A 17,724-nucleotide genomic window follows, 5' to 3' on the forward strand; every position below is an offset into this window, starting at 1 on the left:
ATCTGGAAACTGCGGAGAATTTATGAGAATGATTCGCGATCGCCGTTTCTTTCATACACCGCCGCAATTAGAGAGAGCGCAACAATCGGGGCAGTGACGGCGCGCAGGATGCGGGAACCCAGGGAAACGGGCTGATAACCAGCGGCGATCGCTTGATCAACTTCAGCGTCAGTCCAGCCGCCCTCGCAGCCGATGGCAAGGGTGATGGGAGGAGTTTGGGATTGTGGGTTGGAGTCAGGGGACAGGCAGTTCAACAGGTGGGGGACGGTGCGGCGAGTGACGCAGAGGTAGTTAAAGGCAGGAGTGAGATGTGTCAGAGATTGGGTAAAAGGGATTGGATCTTGAACAATGGGAACACATTGCCGTTCGGATTGTTCGGCGGCTTCTTGAGCAATGCGTCGCCAGCGATCGCACTTTTGAGAACTAGGGTTCAGCAAGGCGCGATCGCTCAGCACGGGCACGATACAGGCGACGCCAAGCTCAGTTGCCTGCCGCACCACGTCATCAAAGCCATTGCCTTTGGGCAAAGCCATGACCAACGTGACGCAAACTGGCAGTTCGGTCTGGGTCTGCACAGACTCCACAATTTCCGCCTGAAGTTGACCATCCAGAGCGATTAAGTGTGCCAGCCAAGATTTTCCCTGTCCATCCATGGCAATGAAGCGATCGCCTGCTTGCAGCCGCAACACTCGCCCTAAATAGTGCTGTTGGTCTTTGCTTAAAGCGATCGCTTTGAGACAAATTTGGCAGGGATCAATCACAATCCGCTGTAACACTAGCCCAAACTCTTCAGATATGCCTCGATCACGGTGGTCGCCAGTTGACTAACGGGCTTGCCTTCGCGGAAGGCGACTTCTTGAAGGCGGCTGTAAACCGCTGGAGGCAGGCTAACTCGATGGCGCTTTTTATCGGTTGTAATCACAGCATGAAAACCATCATTGCCGCTATCTGCTTCAACACTGGGCTGATAGGTGGAGGCAAACTGCTGTAAGGATGCCATGCCCACGCGATCGCAAAAATCACCAAAACTCTCGCCTAGATTGCGAGACTGTTTGAAGTAAACAAACAGCGGCTCCAATGTAGATTCCAACTCATCAATCGGCATTTTTTCTAGATACACTTGAGCCAAACGGGTTTGGTCAGGCGATGCACCGAGCCAGAGTTGATAAGTACCCGGTCCATTTCCCACAAAAGCAACTTCTGCTAGATAAGGACGAGCGCAGCCATTGGGGCAGCCAGTCATGCGAACGATAAAGTGTTCGTTAGGTAGGTCTACGCGATCGAGCAATAGGCGAATTCGTTCGAGAACGCTTGGCATAACGCGCTCCGATTCAGTGGTTGCCAAACCGCAAGTGGGCAACGCTGGACATGCCATCGAATCGCGCACCAAAGAATCAATTTCATCCTCGCGCTTAATGCCGCAGCGAACTAAAATCTGCTGAATTTCAGCTTTATGGGCAGGCTCGATTTCGTACAGCAGCACATTCTGGCTGGCCGTGATCCGCATGGGTAGATGGAATTTTTCTACAATTTCCCGCAGAGCAGTCTTTAGCTGAAAATCTCCTTCATTTTTGACACGCCCATTTTCAATGGATAAACCCAAAAATAGCTTACCGTCGCCCTGCTCGTGCCAGCCCAAAAAGTTCAAAAACTTAAATTCGGGGGTTTCTCTAAGAGGCTGAATCGCTTTACCTAAGTATTTCTCAACTTGGGCTTGGAATTTGGCTACGCCCCACTCGGCAATCAGGTACTTCATCCGGGCATGGCGACGATCGCTGCGATCGCCATAGTCCCGCTGGGTTGCCACAATCGCCTTCACCAAATCAAACACATCTGCCTTTTCCACATAGCCGATTGGATCTGCTACCCGTGGAAAGGTGTCTTCTTTGTTGTGGGTGCGCCCCAAACCACCGCCTGCGTAGACATTAAAGCCTTCTAGTTCGCCTTGTGAGTTGGTAATAACGACCAAACTGACATCTTGAGAGAACAGATCGACCGAATTATCTCCGGGCACCGTGACGCTACATTTAAATTTGCGTGGCATGTAGTGGGTGCCATAAATTGGCTCCACCGAATCATGCACAAGTGTGCCGTTACCGTTGCGCTGACGAGCAGCAACGACTTCTGGGTCTTCCTCCGCAGAAATTGCCTTTTCGCCATCTAGCCAAATTTCGTAGTAAGCGCCTGCCTGAGGCGTAAGTAAATCGGCGATGCCATTGGCATAGTCCCAGGCATATTGATACTCAGGACGATTTTTGTAAGGAGCCACAGGAACCATTACATTCCGGTTTAAGTCACCGCAGGCACCCAGGGTCGATCCCATATTGCGAACGATCGCCGCGATCGCGGCCTTCAGGTTTTTCTTAAGAATGCCGTGAATTTGAAAGCCTTGTCTGGTTGTAGCCCTGAGGGTATGGTTGCCATACTCGTCGGAAAGTTGATCCAATGCCAAGTAAAGTTCCGGTGGAATAAAACCACCAGGGTTCCGCGTCCGCAGCATGAACTGATAATCTTTCTCCTGCCCTTTGATCCGATTATCCCGATCATCCTGTTGATAGGAGCCGTGAAACTTGAGGATCTGAGTCGCATCCTCGCTGAAATGAGTAGTATCTAAAAGCAGTTCAGACGCGACGGGTTCGCGTAAAAAGTTACTGCGCTCTTTCAAACCCTCTACTTTAGAAGGCTTACGAGCTGTGGAAGGTGCGGAAATGTTGACCATCGGGACTACTGCAAAAATTGAAGGATTGTTGATATAACAGAGTGCATTCCTGAGCAGTTTTCTATGAAGACTATCTATTCAGGATTGCTGCTTGACCGAACGATATGAAACTAGACTCAAAATTCCCGGTAAGCCGATAGGAATTTGCTGGATACTTCAATCGTAGCATTGCCTTTATGCAGCCTATCGCGTTCTCAAGAATTCTGGCTCAGGCTTAAGAGGATTTTCACAGTTGAAGATAGAAACAGGATTGATGAAATTTCAAAAAGGTGTTTGAAAAACAAAAAATAAGGCTCTTGCTGATGCAAGAGCCTTAAGACTTATCTACTTCAAATGATTTGCTAAACAGTTGAAGTTAGAAGCGGTAGCCAACACCAGCCTGGAAGCTGAGCGCACTAGCCTTGCTATTTTCATAGGCTCTAACACCTAGTTTTGCGTCCCCGTAGACAACCACGTCACGAGTAATGCTGGTTTCAGCACCAACCGTTACAACCGGAGCGTTCTTGTTACCCAAAGGCGAGGGCTTACCGTTCTTCTCAACGAAGGAGTAGCCACCTCCGACATAGAGATTAGTGTTTGCAGCGATGGGCAAATCATAGGTGACTAGCGGCATAATCGCTGTAGTTTCGCTGCCGAATAGGACTGCTGCCCGCGCCGATACAGGAACACTTGCAAAGGGTGCAATTCGACCTTGAATGTTGCCACCCAAGTTTGCAGCGTCTCCTTGTTGTCCACCGTTAGTCACGCCAGCGGCGACACCACCCCCAATGTAAGCACCGCTAAAACCAGGAGTTTTGCTATCAACTACAACGACGTTTGCTCCAGGAGCTACATCGACGTTGACTGTTTGGTTGACGGATTGAGCTGAGGCCATACCAGCGGATAGGACAATAGAACCAGCAGTAGCGGCAGAAAGAAGTGCGATTGCTTTAGAAACTGTTTGAGAGAGTTGCATTTTGATAGCCCTCAATTACTCTTTGTATAGTGTGTGCGGTTATAGATTTATAGTCGAAATAGTGGCGAAATATGTTCCAAAGATTTTCAGGAAAAATGACTAAATTAAGTAACCTAACCGTAAAAAGCTTTGAGACAGAAACTTTAATAAAGCAGATCATTTATACTTGACCCATTTTAACCTGCTTTTTATAGACCGAATCAAAAAAGCTGATGTTGATCCACTTGTAAACCATAACTAAGTTTGACAACTAGTTACTTATCTAAAAACTAATTTGCAAAACTGTAAAACCTCTGAAGATTACATGAAATGATGGGTTTAGGCGATCGCTTTCCTTGCTTGAAATCTATTCTCCAAGGGGAACTTAAGCTTTTTGAGCTTTTCTGTAATTAATAGGATTAATAAGCTACTTCAAGTTACAGCAGCGAGGTTTTTCTTGCTGCTTTCCTAAGTTAAAGCGCCGAGCCAAATCAGTGAATTAATACTCTACTTTACTAAATCAACGAATCAGGAGAAAACAGGAAATAAAAAATCAAAACTTTTGAACTGCTTAATTTTTGCCTAAAACGATGAGGGACTCAATTCATTCTAAATTTTTAAGCTTGAAAATTTAATTCCTTCAAGTAGGCAACTCTAATTGTGATGAATCAACTAGTGCAGCAATTGAGTGACTGAGAAATATTTTATCCAAGTAAATTTTATCCGGGTAAATTATAGATTTGATTGCTCGAAGTGATCAAAAATATTTGCCCGAAGACCGAATATTTTGTGGGCGATCGCGTAAATCTGCAAAAATAGATGCATTTCCTCCATGATTGAAAGGCTGATGCAATGCCAGATCCACGATTATATGAAAGTGATACCTATGTCGTGCTAGAGCCAAACCAACCTGAGCAGTTTCTAACGATTACAGAACTGCACGAAAAGTTGCAGGCGGTCTTGGCAGCACAAGAAGAACTGCCTGCCGAACTTCAACAATTTTCATCATTGTCAGAACAGGCAAAACATTTACTGGAAACCGCCTGCGAATTTGATTTGGGTCCAGGCACGTTTATCCAGTGGTATGTGGTGAGATTGGAGAAGTGAAGGACTAAACCAAGGCGTGACGGCTTTGGGCAACGTCACGAATTAGCGGTAGGCGCGATTGCAGGTAGTCATTGAGCAGATTAGCTTCGTGGGAATCGAGCGATCGCTGATTGGTGAGCTGGCGCAGCAGCCATTGCACCAAACTCTCATCATCTAGGTTTAAGAGGACTTGGGATTGGGTGGTTTCAACCAGGCCCCAAATTTGTCGCAGCAGCAGTGGAGACATGCAGCAAGTTCCAAGCGAAGTGAGTATAAAGTAGCTAGCTAATCTGTTTATAAAAAATAGAATATTCTGGTGTTCTTATTTCACCATACCCAATTCTCAACTGATCGTTTGAGCAAAACAATAAGACGATACAACAGTTACCAAACGGTAATACGCTTTCTCAGAATCTATCGGGCTGAATAGGCTGCCATCGGTTCCTTGATGAAACGAATGTAAAGATGTTTAAAGGTAGATTGAAAGACTCGCGGCATCCCAAAATCGATCGCCATCATTTGATCAGGTAAGCGCCAGTCTGAAATCGCTAACTCGTGAGGATGCAACTGGGGAAAGGCGATCGCGTCCAGAGCCGGATCAAGTCCCAAGAGTTGGGCCGCGGCGATCGTTGGGACAGCAGCAGGATTCACCTGCAAGATTTCTACAACGGCGCGATCAAGGGCAAACACGTTAGACGAAGCGGCAAGAAGGCCCAACTTGCGCGGTTCACCGCCGCTGGGTCCGTTGCCCTCATGCCCAACAACGCCATCCAAAATGGTCAGGGTTGGATTAATCGTGCGTGCAGTCTCGACCAACATGGCTCCAAAGCGTTCTTTGCTCTTGCCAGCTTCCATGTGCCACCAGGCTTTCATTTTGCCCGGAACGCAGCCAAACAAGTTCTTCACTCCCATCGTCAGCGTTAGCTGCACATGGGATTTTACCTTGGGTAGGTTAATCACTACATCTGCGTCCATTGCTTCTTTAGACAGCAGCAGATGGTTAAATTCATCGCTGACTGTTTCATAGCGCTTGCCGTGAAATTCAACAATAGGTAACTCCAATTCTTCTACCAAGGGCATGTAGCCGTTTGCCCGTGCCACGCCCTCGGCACTGCCAAAGGCAGGTCCATCGCCCAAAAACGGAATTCCCCCCGCTTCCCGCACCATCTGTGCTACGCAGTGAACTATTTCTGGGCGAGTCACGCATTCTTTCGTGGGACGCGCACCCGTAAGCAAATTGGGCTTGAGCAAAACGCGATCGCCCGGTTTAACGAACGCTGCCATACCACCCAAGGGCTGCAACACCGTTTCAATTGATTGACGAAGTTGAGCGCGATCGTAGGATTGAGCGCGAATCAGACTAACAATTGGCTGAGAAGTCATAGGAATCGGGGTAGCTAAAATGGAATGTCATCTAAATTGGATTCTGGCGGAGCTTGAAATGTGCCAGCGGGTTCCTTGGCTTTATACGCAGCAGGAGGCGCTTTGGGTGTAGCAGTGGGCTGGCTGGCGGTACTAGCGGTTGGCAAGGCGGTCGTAGTGGACGTGGATACGGTATCAGACGCTAACCGATGCACCCGTGTGGCTGTCAATTCTGCCCTTTTTTCTTTAAAGCCTTCTGGACGATCAATGGTGTTCATATTCAGGCGACCTTCAATTACCACGCGATCGCCCTCGTGGTAAGTTGCCTGAATTTCCTGCGCCAGGTTACCCCAGCCAATCACCTTCAGCGTAGACGGAGGATCTTCAGGACGAATACCCGCAAACTGCACAACCATTTCTGCAAGTGGCGTTTGATTATCTGAGGTATAGCGGAGTTCAGGTTCTTGAATAATGTCCGCCATTAAGATGCATTGGTTCATTGAGCAACCCCAAAGAGGTAATTGATTAGTACAGTTGAATTGATTCAGCTCTGGCATTGATTTTAACAATTTCTACCGGAAGTGAATAGGGGGAACTGTGGTGTGAACATCGGCGAAACAAGGGTCGAGTTTATGAGATGAGAGTACGGAGTGCAAGTCCGAAGTGCTGAGTAAACAAAAGTTGACCTTGCTAGATAGAAATTTGGTAGCGAAGTTCGCGTAGGTGCGTACTCTGCTCAACGTACCCAGACCAAGTATGAGTTTTGAATGTCCAGCGATCGCGCTGCAATGCAGTCTCAAACTAATGCAGTTAGCAAGGCTTGTAGTTTAAGCTGCACTTCTGCTAGCTCCCGTTCGGGTGCCGATCCAGCGACAATCCCTGCCCCAGCAAATAGACGGGCAGTGCACCCATCAATTAAAGCCGACCGAATACCAACGGCGAATTCCCCCTCACCCCGATGATTCACCCAGCCAATGGGCGCGGCATAGAGCGATCGCTCAAAGGGTTCATAGCGCCGAATGTGCTCACAGGTAATCTCTCTCGGTCTTCCGGCAACGGCTGGAGTGGGATGCAATGCCGCCACCACGTCGAGCAAATGGATTTCCGATGGAACGACAGCCCGGATGGGCGTATGTAAATGTTGAATGTTCGATAATTGGAGCAAGCGCAGGGGTAAGCAGGATGGCTCCAAACCCAACTGAGCAAGCTGATGGATAATAAAATCAATCACCACCTGGTGTTCATGCAGTTCCTTGCTGCTGTGGAGCAAAATATTCGCTAAGCGGGCATCTTCACAGGTTGTGTTGCCGCGTGGGGCTGAACCTGCCAAGGCATCGGTGAGCAGTTGATGATTTTGCACACTGACCAATCGTTCTGGGCTAGCCCCAATAAAATGCTGCCCTTGGGCATTGGTTGTGGAAAAAATGTAGCAATCTGGGTACTGAGTTCGCAAATTGTTAAGGGAAAAAATTCGATGAAAGGGCAGCGGCGAAACCACATCCACCGCATGAGCTAGAACAATTTTATCAAAGTGGTCGGCGCGGATTGATTCTAATGCACTACACACAGCGTTTTGAAATGTTTTGGTGCCTGCGACAGGATGGTGTTTTAGCCAATTAGAGTTGTGGAGAATAGGATTAATCAGCTTATATTTAACAGCCTTGATTTTTTGCAAATTTTTCCACAGCATTTCAACGGTTGAAGTGAGACAAGTTTGAGCATCGATCGCAACATTAGCAACGATCGTGCTGCGGTTTTTCCTATAAGAAACCTGCCAGCTTGGAAGAAAAACGGTTGCTGCTGCAAAACCGCCACAGGCTTGCTCAGAGGGGTGATCGCTAAAGGAAAAACTGCAAAAGAAATGAGGGCCAGAGAAGGGAATATCCGATGCTCCAGCCATAATTGTGTTTGCCAAGATATCTTGAATAAAAGCTTTAACTTCTTCAAAACGTTGGCTATTGTCAGTTTGAAATTGGGCTACTGAATTGATTGCCGCGATCGCAACTTTATCATCACTAAAATTTGTTTTTTCAGATAAATCTTGTTTTTCTAGATAGAAACTTAGCTGACCCAGTTCATCCATTTCATGCAAAATTGCGAGTGGATCAACTGCATCAACTTCTAATGAAATGCTAATGATTTGAGCTTGCTTTTTCTCGCAAGAAACTTGCTGACAATCTGAAAGAAATTGATAAAGATCCCGCTGAGTTTTAAACTGCTGATTGCAACAAAGTGTGACTGGCATGTAATAGAAGACAACACAATCTTATAAACAGTATAGTTCTGTAAAGGTCTACGGGTCGCCATTTACAGTCTATAAGCGCATCATTTCTTAATATGTTTCAAAGTTTAAACTCTTCATCTATTTCCTAAGTCTGTGAATCGTTGGATCATAGAATGATTAGGCAACTTTACGCTGAAATATGCTCATTTAACAACATCTAAAATGGTTACGAAAGCTGTTAATTTACCTGCCAATAATAATCTACCTACAAAAAAGCTATGGCTGGCAGCCATCAAACCACCCATGTACAGCGTTGCCGTCATGCCAATTGGAGTGGGCACGGCGATCGCTTATGCTGAAACGGGGCTTTTCCGGGCTGAAATTTTTGTTACATTTCTTGTTTCAGCAATTCTGATCCTGGCTTGGGAAAATCTTAGCAACGACGTGTTCGATGCTGACACTGGGGTAGATGTGAACAAGGCAAATTCGCTTGTTAACCTGACTGGAAACAAGTCACTAATTTTTTGGATCAGTAACGGCTGTTTGGTAATTGGTCTATTAGGAATTGGGGCGATCGCGGTTTGGCAGCAAGAACTGACTGTCATTGGGCTAATTTTGCTCTGCTGCGCGATCGGCTACATTTACCAGGGACCGCCCTTTCGCCTCAGCTACCACGGTTTGGGTGAAATTCTCTGCTTCTTTGCTTTTGGTCCTATCGCATTTGCCGCCGTTTACTATAGCCAGACCCAATCCTGGTCACTCACCAACTTCGCCGCCTCCGCCGTGATTGGCATTGCCACCAGTTTGATTCTCTTTTGTTCTCACTTCAACCAGGTGAATGACGATGCTGCCGTTGGCAAGCGATCGCCAGTAGTGCGACTGGGTGCCAAACGCGCGGCCCAACTGCTCCCGTGGATTTGCAGCAGTATTTATGGGCTGACTGTCCTATTTGTATCGATCAAGATCTTCCCTCTATGGACACTGTTGGTGTTTGCCAGCTTGCCCTATGCCCTCAAACTGTGTCGCACGATCGCAGCCAACTATCATCAGCCAGAAACCCTGCTGCGTTGTCGATTGATTGCTGTCGCGTTTCACTTTTTCACTGGCTTGATGCTGGGTCTGGGATTTGTTCTATCCAGAGGTTAAAGATAAAGCAAAAACAAGATCGTGCAACTACAAAACTTCAGAGAATCCTTTTGGCATAGCCTCTGAAAAGCTTGATGCTCTATCAATTTCAATTCCATTCTTACCAGCGCCCCTTTAAATGCCCATTGCAAACCAGCCACGGAACTTGGAAGGTGCGAGAGGGTATTTTACTGCAACTGATTGATCAAACTGAGCAAGTTGGCAGAGGCGAAATTGCTCCCCTGCATTGGTTTGGCTCTGAGAGCTTGGAGCAAGCTCTAGACTTTTGCCGCCAACTGCCCCATATCCTTACAAAAGAGACTATTTTTGACATTCCACTTACCCTACCCGCCTGTCAATTTGGCTTTGAAATGGCGTGGGAAGCAGTGGTGCATGGCGAGCATCAAAGATCAGGAGTCCGGGGGCAAGGGTCAGAGTTAACAGAACAAGACTCATACTGCGCACTGCGTACTCCACACTCCGTACTCCTGCAAAGCGCGTTGCTGCCTGCGGGGAAAGTCGCGTTATCAACCTGGCAAAAGCTGTGGGAAGAAGGCTATCGGACGTTTAAATGGAAAGTTGGAGTGGAAGCACTGGAAATAGAATTGGCAGTGTTGGCGAGGCTGGCTCAAGATTTGCCAAAAACGGCACGACTGCGGCTAGATGCCAATGGTGGATTGAGCATGAAAACTGCGAAAGCGTGGCTAGCGGCGTGCGATCTCATTCCAATCATCGAATATTTAGAGCAGCCCCTTCCTCCGAGCCAATTTGCTCAGATGATGGAGTTGAGTATGTGGTGTTCAACCCCTCTAGCACTGGATGAATCGGTAGCAACCCTCGCTCAACTGCAAGATTGTCATGCGCAAGGCTGGCGTGGAGTTCTTGTGATTAAACCCGCGATCGCCGGTTCACCACGTCGCCTGCGCCAGTTTTTTCAGGCACATGCCATTGATGCAGTCTTCTCCTCGGTGTTTGAAACCGAAATTGGACGAGAGGCAGGCTTGAAGTTGGCAGCAGAACTGGGAAATAGCGATCGCGCGATGGGCTACGGCACAAGCCATTGGTTTAGGGAATAGGGAATGGTAATGAAAGGCGCATGGGAATATTTGCAGGAACGAGCCAGGGAAGACTGGTTGATTGGGCAGGATAGCCGTGCTTTTTTTGAATTGACCAGTCGGGTGATCGCACAATTGCAGGAAGAGAAGACGCGAGTGAGAGATCGCCCCGTTATTTTTTTGGCAGAATCCGACCCGATCCACTTCCTGGCAAAATTTATTGCTGCCTGCGCCACTGGCTGTCATTTGTTCCTTTGCAATCCCACTTGGACAGACTCCGAATGGGCACAGGTCTTCGCCCTAGCTCAGCCCACCCTCCTCTACGAAAAAAGCACACTTCTACGACCTCCTCTGCATTCGGTACTCCCCGCTTTGCACTCTCCACTTCCCCTCATCTGCATTCCCACGGGCGGCTCCTCCGGCTCTATTCGCTTCGCCATGCACACCTGGGATACGCTCATGGCTTCTGTCGCAGGTTTTCAGCACTACTTTGGCGTAGAGCGAATTCACTCTTGCTGTGTTCTGCCTATTTATCACGTCAGCGGTTTGATGCAATGTTTGCGATCGCTCACTTCAGGCGGTACATTAGCCCTTTTACCCTACAAGACCCTGGAAACGTCCCATCTACTAACCTTTGACCCCGCTGATTTTTTTCTTTCCCTCGTTCCTACCCAACTCCATCGTCTGCTGGGTTCGCCCACTCTTCTTACCCAGTTCAAAACCATCCTCCTTGGTGGTGCGCCTGCCGGGTCAGAGTTATTAGAACAGGCAAGGCAGCTTGCCATTCCGCTTGCGCCCACCTATGGCATGACGGAAACGGCGTCGCAGGTCTCAACACTAAAACCAACGGATTTTTTGCAAGGTATAACGGGCTGTGGGCAAGTGCTGCCCCATGCTCAAATCACGATTTGCAGCGCCACGACGGGGGAAGTGCTTGGGGTCAATCAAACGGGTGTGGTAACGATCGCCGCTAAATCGCTGATGCTGGGCTACTATCCAGAATTTGTTGATACTCCACGCGACGTTGCGTGCTTTTCGAAGGGAACAGTCGCTTGCACTTTCTCTACAGACGACATCGGTTGGTTGGATGAGCGCGGCTACCTGCATATCCTGGGGCGGCAAAGCGACAAAATCATTACAGGTGGAGAGAATGTGTTTCCGGCAGAGGTAGAGGCGGCAATTTTGGCAACGGGGCTGGTGCAAGATGTGGGGGTGTTTGGTGTGAGTGATCCCTACTGGGGTGAAGCCATTGCAGCCATCTATGTGCCCACTGCTCATCTGACGGTGACAACCCTAAAAGCCGCCTTGGCAGATCGCCTCAGCAAATTCAAACTGCCAAAACACTGGATTGCGGTAGAACAACTGCCCCGCAACGCTCAGGGAAAACTTAATCGGCAAGAACTACGGCAACTGGTGCCCACTGATTCAACCATGTAATTAACGGCGGTGGTAATTCTTGGCGAGTGCGAGCTTGGGCATCAATGCAAACATGACGAGTCAGCGCTTTGATTACAGGTTTATCTAGTGAAGGCTCTAAACAAAGCTGGTAGTGAATTTCAAACTCGGTGGAATCAGTCTGATGAGGCGTGAGGTGAATTTCTAGGCGATCGCCCACTGAGATCGGGCGCAAAAAATCCACGCTGGCATGAACAATCGGAACCGCCACGGGCACTCCCTTAAAAAATGCCTTCAGATCAATTCCTGCCGCTTGCAGCGAAGCTTCATAGGCTTCATGGCAGATCGCCAGCCCATTTGAAAAATACACCACCCCTGCCGCATCCGTATCCTGAAACCGCACCGTCCGCTGATGAATATACATCTCTAGCTCTTAGCTTCGTTAAAAACTAACTTTCCAAAGCTGAAAGATCTCTCCAGGCAATGTTTTGACAATCTTACCTCCAGCGTCTTGAACGAGCTGTTTCCATTTTTCCAACGGTTCTAAAAAAACCTCGCTGCCCAAGTACGTTTCCAGGATTGCCCAGTTTTCTGCCAAAGGCGTATCCGGATCAACCACATCGAACACAAAGAAACTCCCCGGTTTCAGAACCCGTTTGGCTTCAGCCAGTACTGCACCCCAATACTCTGGCGGATAGTAGGCACTGACTCCTGTGGCGATCGCCAGGTCAAACTGGTTGGCTTCGTAGAGCATTTGATGGGCTGGAGCCAGTTGCACCCCCTTGAACAGTTTGGAGTTCAACTGAGGTCCTCGCGCGTTTAGCACCTCTTGGGCTGCGGTGCTTACTTCTGACCCATAAAAAACCGCATCCCACTCGCGCCAGGGATAAATCAAAAAGCTGACTCCACAGCCAATATCCAGACAGCGCTGGTTTTTTTGCGGTTTAGCCAGCTGCCAAAAAGGAGAGGTGAGTTTGCTTTGTAGTAAGCCAGAAAGCCGCTCTTGATAAATTGGCATGGCTTTCACTTCGTCGGGCAAGTCCACTGCCGTACCTTTATACTCTTGATTGAAGCGAAACGCGATCGCGGCGATATGGCTTTCCCAATCGGTGGGACGATCGCGCAATACTCCAAACCCATCGCTGGAATCTGCTTGATATGAAAGACGCTTGTTTTTATTAGACATCTTTTTATTAGACATCCAATCCTTTAGCCTTTCAAGGCTTTATTAAAGTTTTGGCGGTAGGGTTTATTAAAAATCAAGACGGGCCATAGGGGTGCCAGATACCAGCGACCTTGACTAAAGTTTGTGCGATTAAATCCCGTCCAAAACTTCCAGATTCCGCCTGCGTAAACAATGGACGCAACAACACCAATGATTTCCATAACTGAACGAACCCTCTAAATGACTCAATAGCTTTACTACTCTGTTTTATCCTATCTACAGAAATCAAGATGTCCAGTAACATCGATGTAACAAGGTTTTACGATGTTCTGGTTTAGGTAGCATTCCTTTCTTGCGGAAGATACCTTAAAGACATTAACGCTACAAAACTATAGAAAGCCGCCATGGGCACCTGATTTTGCCCTGATCCGAACTCTTATCCCCAAGGATAAGGGCTTACGGAAGTTGCTATTGTCCTCTCCCATCGGGTGAGGGTAAGCTTGGCATTATTTCAAGCAGGTCGCCTATTGCGTAGAAAATTTACTCTTTAAGAGTTCAAGCTTTTTCATTTAAAACAATACTAATCGAGGGCTTATGCGAGCAGTTTTGATGGCAGGTGGATCGGGAACTCGACTAAGACCGTTGACTTGCGACCTCCCTAAGCCGATGGTTCCAATTCTTAACCGTCCGATCGCCGAACACATCATCAATCTACTGAAGCGCAATGGCATTCATGAAATTATTACCACGCTGCACTACTTACCCGATGTGATGCGAGATTATTTTCAGGACGGCAGTGACTTTGGCGTGCAAATGACCTATGCGGTGGAAGAGGATCAGCCGTTGGGAACAGCAGGCTGCGTTAAAAATATTGCGGAACTGCTGGACGATACGTTTTTAGTCATTAGCGGCGATAGTATTACTGATTTTGATCTGAAGGAAGCGATCGCCTTTCACAGAGCGCACCGCTCCCAAGCTACCCTAATTTTGACCCGCGTCCCCAATCCTTTGGAATTTGGGGTTGTGATCACCGATGAAAACTATCGCATTTGTCGATTTTTAGAAAAACCCTCTAGCAGTGAAATCTTTTCCGATACGGTCAATACGGGTGCCTATATTCTGGAGCCAGACGTATTGAAATACCTGCCAGAAAACCAGGAAAGTGATTTTTCCAAGGATTTGTTTCCGCGGATGCTGGAAGCAGGGGAGCCGATGTTTGGCTATATTGCGGATGGTTACTGGTGCGATGTTGGTCATTTAGATGCCTATCGCGAAGCCCAGTACGATGGCTTATTTCGCAAAGTCAAGCTCGATTTTGCTTATGAAGAGCGAATGCCCGGTATTTGGATTGGGCAAAACACCTATCTTGACCCGACAGCGCAAATCGAAGCGCCAGCAATGATTGGCAGCAATTGCCGGATTGGGGCACGAGTGCTGATTGAAGGCGGCACGGTCATTGGCGATAACGTCACGGTGGGGACAGAGGCAAATCTGAAGCGCCCAATTATTTGGAATGGCGCGATCGTCGGCGACGAAGCTCATTTAAGAGCCTGCGTGATTGCACGAGGGACGCGGGTAGATCGCCGCGCCCATGTGCTAGAAGGTGCCGTTATCGGTCCCCTTTCCTCCATTGGCGAAGAAGCGAAGGTTAGCCCCGGCGTGCGGGTGTGGCCCAGCAAAAAGGTGGAACCGGGTGCCATTCTCAACATCAACTTGATTTGGGGGCAAGCCGCCTATCGCAATTTGTTTGGACAGCGTGGGGTATCTGGGCTAGCAAACATCGACATCACGCCGGAATTTGCGGTCAAACTAGGGGGAGCCTATGGTTCCACGTTGAAGTCTGGTTCTCATGTCACGGTTTCCCGCGATCAGCGCACGATTTCTCGGATGGTGTCGCGATCGCTGATTGCAGGGCTGATGTCGGTTGGAGTCAACATCCAAAACCTGGAAGCCACAGCGATTCCTGTAGCGCGATCGATTGTGCCAACGATCGCGATCGCGGGGGGAATTCATGTCCGCGTCCATCCTGAACGCCCAGACCACATCTTGATCGAATTTTTTGATCACAAAGGCATCAATATTTCCAAGGCGCGCGAAAAGAAAATTGAAGGCGCGTACTTTAAAGAAGACTTTCGCCGCGCCCAAATGCACGAAATTGGAAACGTCGCCTATGCCAACCAAATGCTGGATATCTACGGCATCAGTTTTGAGCGTCACCTCAACGTGGAAGCCATTCGCCACAGCAGTTCCAAAGTGGTGATCGATTATGTGTATGCCGTCTCAGGCGCGGTGCTACCTCAAATTCTCGCCAAATTTGGCTGCGATGCCGTCGTACTCAATGCCAGCCTCAGCCAAAATGCACCCACCAACTCGAACCGCGAAACTTTACTCAGCCAATTGGGGCATGTGGTGGAAGCGCTGAAGGCGAATTTTGGGGTGCAGGTTTACGCCAATGGCGAACAACTGATTTTAGTGGATGAGACAGGCAGCACCATTCGGGGCGAAATGCTGACGGCACTGATGGTAGAAATGATGTTGACGCAGACTCCCAGGGGCACGATTGTGGTTCCCGTCAATGCATCCAGCGCCGTGGAACACATTGCCCGCCGCCACGACGGTTATGTGATTCGCACGAAGGCAAATCCCACTGCCTTGATGGAAACCTGCCAAACTAGCGCCAATGTGGTTTTGGGCGGTAGTGGTGAGATGGGTTTCATCTTTCCTCATCTGCATCCCGGCTTTGATGCCATGTTTTGCATTGCCAAAATCATTGAACTGTTGACCATTCAAGAGCGATCGCTGGGGCAAATTCGGGCAGAGCTTCCCCGGATTAGTCACAAAACCCACGTCGTCCGCTGTCCCTGGTCAACCAAAGGTTCACTCATGCGACACCTGGTTGAAACTCATCCCGTAGAGTCTTTGGAACTGGTGGATGGAGTGAAAATTTTTGATCATCGATCCGACGGTTGGGTGCTGATTTTGCCCGATGCTGGCGAGCCCTTAGTCCATATTTTTGCTAATAGCCCCGATCGCAACTGGGTAGACGAAACCCTGCGAGACTACCGCATTCGGGTTCAAGAATTTGTCGATCAAGACCATGAATCAGAAGAAGAAGCCTACGCCGAAAGCACCTATTCGTATTAGAGGGCGAGGGTCAAGAAGAGATCAACGATTTATGAAGGCTGCTTTATCCGGTTTACTGTTCAAACATCGTGAGAGCAGTAAATAAGCGGGTACTTTGAGATAGTACTGCTAGTCGTGCGGAAGTCACATTGAAGTCAACCACAGTCTCTTTTGCTCAATAAAAATTACAGCGGATTGCAGTCAGATAGAGGGCAATGAAGGATTATACCAATTTAAATGGTTTCAATGACAGATAGTGCATTGAGGATAAAGGGGTAGCCCGTGAGAGAAGCAATCACTTGAGGGGTTAACTGGGATAAGAGTTGATCTACTCTGGATTGCAGTTGGTCAAGCGTTTTGAACGAAACCCACTTGAGATCCGCCTTGAGATATTCCCATAGCCTCTCAATTGGATTTAACTCCGGACAGTAAGGCGGTTGGAACACCAGGATAATGTTCTGTGGCACAATCAACGCTTTGCCTTTGTGGAACCGTCCGTTATCCACTTGCAGGATATTGAGACTATCGGGGTAAGCCTTGGAGAACTCATCCAAGAAGCATTGGTAGCACTCGGTATCGACATGGGAGAACTGCCAGAAAAAGGATTCTCCGGTGGCAGGTTCCACAGCGCCATAGAGCCAGAATGCTTTGAACACCCGTTGCCATGAGCCAATGGGTTTCACTCCAAAGGCTGTAATCAAACGCCCGATAATGGTATGCAGCCCAAAGCGGCTCTCATCCCCAGCAAAATAGCGAATAGGTCGTTTATCCTGGCGCACTTGCCGAGCGTATTGGCTCAACAAATCGAGGTCGTCTGCAAGGTTTGCTTAAATGCCTCTCGTTGTGCTCGGTTCTGCTTGAGGTTGTTGGGGACGAGCCACTTTTAGCTTGGCTTTGAGCCGATAACGGGTCATCTGGTAGACCGCATGATACTGGGCTTCTATTCCTAAACTCTCCAAGAGCCACTGCTGCACCTCCCCATAGCTGTCAAACCCATTGTCCGGTTCCTGCAATCGCTTTGCTAAGGCAACTTCTGCCCACATTGGAATCATCCGGTTGCCTCCTCCTGGCGTTGGCTTGACCACCAGCAATGCCTCTAATCCTTGTGCTCGATACAGCGCTAACCACTTTTGCACCGTGCCTCGATGCCTGCCAATTGCAACCGCGATCTGGCTGATGCTCGGTGCTTGCGCTCGTTTGAGCCAGTACAACACTTGCAATCGTTCTTTAACTATCGGCTGTTCAACCGTTCGCAAGCGGGTGCCTAACTCCTCGAGACTTTCTTTAATTACGATTGCGCTGACACCAGCCATGATTAGACTCTCACCTCTACATTCCTCAGTTTATCTGATCTGTAACTACTCCAATTTAATTTGGTATTACAACGTTGGGTCAAAAATGAAGCCGCATTCCATAGACTTTCGAGAGAAGATTGTAAGTGCTATGGAGAAGGGTGATAGCTCGATCCGAAAAGTTGCTGCCCGCTTTGCTGTCAGCAAGAGTTGCGTCGAGAGATGGATGATTCAGAAGCGCACA

The 17,724-nt window shown here is 48.4% G+C and carries 17 protein-coding genes; 5 read left to right on the top strand and 12 right to left on the bottom strand.

From position 1 onward, the window contains the following. Positions 1–20 precede the first annotated feature (20 nt). The 3 genes from JOY44_RS16200 to JOY44_RS16210 form a co-directional block, all read right to left on the bottom strand. Positions 21–776, bottom strand: a complete 756-nt coding sequence (locus JOY44_RS16200; RefSeq protein WP_171574675.1) for a 16S rRNA (uracil(1498)-N(3))-methyltransferase — start codon at positions 774–776, stop codon at positions 21–23. Then, positions 776–2,719: a sulfite reductase, ferredoxin dependent gene (sir, locus tag JOY44_RS16205; protein ID WP_171574676.1), complete on the bottom strand. Its 1,944-nt coding sequence runs from the start codon at positions 2,717–2,719 to the stop codon at positions 776–778. The genes JOY44_RS16200 and sir overlap by 1 nt, the downstream gene beginning before the upstream one ends. Before the next feature lie 355 nt (positions 2,720–3,074). Next, positions 3,075–3,674, bottom strand: coding sequence for an outer membrane beta-barrel protein (locus JOY44_RS16210; RefSeq protein WP_171574677.1), 600 nt, complete (start codon positions 3,672–3,674; stop codon positions 3,075–3,077). A gap of 831 nt (positions 3,675–4,505) precedes the next feature. Between JOY44_RS16210 and JOY44_RS16215 the strand changes: the two genes are divergently transcribed. Continuing rightward, positions 4,506–4,760 carry a chlororespiratory reduction protein 7 gene (locus tag JOY44_RS16215; protein ID WP_171574678.1) on the top strand — a complete coding sequence of 85 codons (255 nt, stop codon included), beginning with the start codon at positions 4,506–4,508 and terminating at the stop codon, positions 4,758–4,760. Between the two features lie 4 nt (positions 4,761–4,764). Here the strand turns inward: JOY44_RS16215 and JOY44_RS16220 are convergent, their stop codons facing one another. The 4 genes from JOY44_RS16220 to JOY44_RS16235 all read right to left on the bottom strand — a co-directional run bounded on the left by JOY44_RS16220 (position 4,765) and on the right by JOY44_RS16235 (position 8,346). Continuing rightward, a complete protein-coding gene (locus tag JOY44_RS16220; RefSeq protein ID WP_171574679.1) occupies positions 4,765–4,986 on the bottom strand; it encodes a hypothetical protein in 222 nt (73 codons plus the stop codon). Between the two features lie 167 nt (positions 4,987–5,153). Beyond that, positions 5,154–6,122: a DUF362 domain-containing protein gene (locus tag JOY44_RS16225; RefSeq protein ID WP_171574680.1), complete on the bottom strand. Its 969-nt coding sequence runs from the start codon at positions 6,120–6,122 to the stop codon at positions 5,154–5,156. 14 nt (positions 6,123–6,136) lie between these two features. Further along, the gene (locus JOY44_RS16230) at positions 6,137–6,601 is read right to left on the bottom strand and encodes a single-stranded DNA-binding protein (protein WP_171574681.1); all 465 of its coding nucleotides are present in this window, start codon (positions 6,599–6,601) and stop codon (positions 6,137–6,139) included. Between the two features lie 296 nt (positions 6,602–6,897). Beyond that, positions 6,898–8,346: an isochorismate synthase MenF gene (locus tag JOY44_RS16235; protein ID WP_171574682.1), complete on the bottom strand. Its 1,449-nt coding sequence runs from the start codon at positions 8,344–8,346 to the stop codon at positions 6,898–6,900. A gap of 201 nt (positions 8,347–8,547) precedes the next feature. Here JOY44_RS16235 and menA point away from each other — a divergent pair, with 201 nt between their 5' ends. The 3 genes from menA (at position 8,548) to JOY44_RS16250 (ending at position 11,942) form a co-directional block, all read left to right on the top strand. After that, a complete protein-coding gene (gene menA, locus JOY44_RS16240; protein WP_171574683.1) occupies positions 8,548–9,471 on the top strand; it encodes a 2-carboxy-1,4-naphthoquinone phytyltransferase in 924 nt (307 codons plus the stop codon). Positions 9,472–9,545: 74 nt separating this feature from the next. After that, positions 9,546–10,526 (top strand): o-succinylbenzoate synthase, encoded by a 981-nt coding sequence (locus JOY44_RS16245; RefSeq protein WP_171574684.1) that lies wholly within the window; start codon positions 9,546–9,548, stop codon positions 10,524–10,526. 3 nt (positions 10,527–10,529) lie between these two features. Further along, a complete protein-coding gene (locus JOY44_RS16250) occupies positions 10,530–11,942 on the top strand; it encodes a 2-succinylbenzoate--CoA ligase (RefSeq protein ID WP_245404930.1) in 1,413 nt (470 codons plus the stop codon). On the opposite strand, the gene JOY44_RS16255 is transcribed toward JOY44_RS16250, so the two are convergent. From JOY44_RS16255 to JOY44_RS16265, 3 genes are read right to left on the bottom strand one after another with little or no spacing between them, the layout of a single operon-like run. Continuing rightward, a complete protein-coding gene (locus tag JOY44_RS16255) occupies positions 11,893–12,324 on the bottom strand; it encodes an acyl-CoA thioesterase (protein ID WP_171574686.1) in 432 nt (143 codons plus the stop codon). The two genes, JOY44_RS16250 and JOY44_RS16255, sit on opposite strands and share 50 nt — an antisense overlap. An 18-nt stretch (positions 12,325–12,342) precedes the next feature. Continuing rightward, positions 12,343–13,101, bottom strand: coding sequence for a class I SAM-dependent methyltransferase (locus JOY44_RS16260; protein ID WP_197985492.1), 759 nt, complete (start codon positions 13,099–13,101; stop codon positions 12,343–12,345). Between the two features lie 8 nt (positions 13,102–13,109). After that, positions 13,110–13,286, bottom strand: coding sequence for a hypothetical protein (locus JOY44_RS16265; RefSeq protein WP_171574687.1), 177 nt, complete (start codon positions 13,284–13,286; stop codon positions 13,110–13,112). Between the two features lie 388 nt (positions 13,287–13,674). Here JOY44_RS16265 and JOY44_RS16270 point away from each other — a divergent pair, with 388 nt between their 5' ends. Then, complete coding sequence (locus tag JOY44_RS16270; protein ID WP_322091351.1) at positions 13,675–16,209, top strand: mannose-1-phosphate guanyltransferase; 2,535 nt, start codon at positions 13,675–13,677, stop codon at positions 16,207–16,209. A gap of 212 nt (positions 16,210–16,421) precedes the next feature. Here JOY44_RS16270 and JOY44_RS16275 read toward each other — a convergent pair whose 3' ends face one another. Both JOY44_RS16275 and JOY44_RS16280 read right to left on the bottom strand, forming a co-directional pair. Next, on the bottom strand, positions 16,422–16,988 hold the full coding sequence (locus JOY44_RS16275; RefSeq protein ID WP_171571904.1) for an IS630 family transposase: 567 nt from the start codon (positions 16,986–16,988) through the stop codon (positions 16,422–16,424). A gap of 27 nt (positions 16,989–17,015) precedes the next feature. Further along, positions 17,016–17,501: a helix-turn-helix domain-containing protein gene (locus JOY44_RS16280; protein ID WP_171571905.1), complete on the bottom strand. Its 486-nt coding sequence runs from the start codon at positions 17,499–17,501 to the stop codon at positions 17,016–17,018. Positions 17,502–17,724: the final 223 nt, after the last annotated feature.

Origin of the sequence: Leptolyngbya sp. Cla-17, assembly GCF_016807185.1 — a bacterium.
In the GTDB taxonomy this organism is placed as follows: domain Bacteria; phylum Cyanobacteriota; class Cyanobacteriia; order Leptolyngbyales; family Leptolyngbyaceae; genus ULC077BIN1.

What these genes read in the sequence shown, in the direction of transcription:
- sir (WP_171574676.1), bottom strand. Translation starts at nt 2,719, where the DNA reads ATGGTCAACATTTCCGCACCTTCCACAGCTCGTAAGCCTTCTAAAGTA.
- JOY44_RS16210 (WP_171574677.1), bottom strand. Translation starts at nt 3,674, where the DNA reads ATGCAACTCTCTCAAACAGTTTCTAAAGCAATCGCACTTCTTTCTGCC.
- JOY44_RS16215 (WP_171574678.1), top strand. Translation starts at nt 4,506, where the DNA reads ATGCCAGATCCACGATTATATGAAAGTGATACCTATGTCGTGCTAGAG.
- JOY44_RS16220 (WP_171574679.1), bottom strand. Translation starts at nt 4,986, where the DNA reads ATGTCTCCACTGCTGCTGCGACAAATTTGGGGCCTGGTTGAAACCACC.
- JOY44_RS16225 (WP_171574680.1), bottom strand. Translation starts at nt 6,122, where the DNA reads ATGACTTCTCAGCCAATTGTTAGTCTGATTCGCGCTCAATCCTACGAT.
- JOY44_RS16230 (WP_171574681.1), bottom strand. Translation starts at nt 6,601, where the DNA reads ATGAACCAATGCATCTTAATGGCGGACATTATTCAAGAACCTGAACTC.
- JOY44_RS16235 (WP_171574682.1), bottom strand. Translation starts at nt 8,346, where the DNA reads ATGCCAGTCACACTTTGTTGCAATCAGCAGTTTAAAACTCAGCGGGAT.
- menA (WP_171574683.1), top strand. Translation starts at nt 8,548, where the DNA reads ATGGTTACGAAAGCTGTTAATTTACCTGCCAATAATAATCTACCTACA.
- JOY44_RS16245 (WP_171574684.1), top strand. Translation starts at nt 9,546, where the DNA reads ATGCTCTATCAATTTCAATTCCATTCTTACCAGCGCCCCTTTAAATGC.
- JOY44_RS16250 (WP_245404930.1), top strand. Translation starts at nt 10,530, where the DNA reads ATGGTAATGAAAGGCGCATGGGAATATTTGCAGGAACGAGCCAGGGAA.
- JOY44_RS16255 (WP_171574686.1), bottom strand. Translation starts at nt 12,324, where the DNA reads ATGTATATTCATCAGCGGACGGTGCGGTTTCAGGATACGGATGCGGCA.
- JOY44_RS16260 (WP_197985492.1), bottom strand. Translation starts at nt 13,101, where the DNA reads ATGTCTAATAAAAAGATGTCTAATAAAAACAAGCGTCTTTCATATCAA.
- JOY44_RS16265 (WP_171574687.1), bottom strand. Translation starts at nt 13,286, where the DNA reads ATGGAAATCATTGGTGTTGTTGCGTCCATTGTTTACGCAGGCGGAATC.
- JOY44_RS16270 (WP_322091351.1), top strand. Translation starts at nt 13,675, where the DNA reads ATGGCAGGTGGATCGGGAACTCGACTAAGACCGTTGACTTGCGACCTC.
- JOY44_RS16280 (WP_171571905.1), bottom strand. Translation starts at nt 17,501, where the DNA reads ATGGCTGGTGTCAGCGCAATCGTAATTAAAGAAAGTCTCGAGGAGTTA.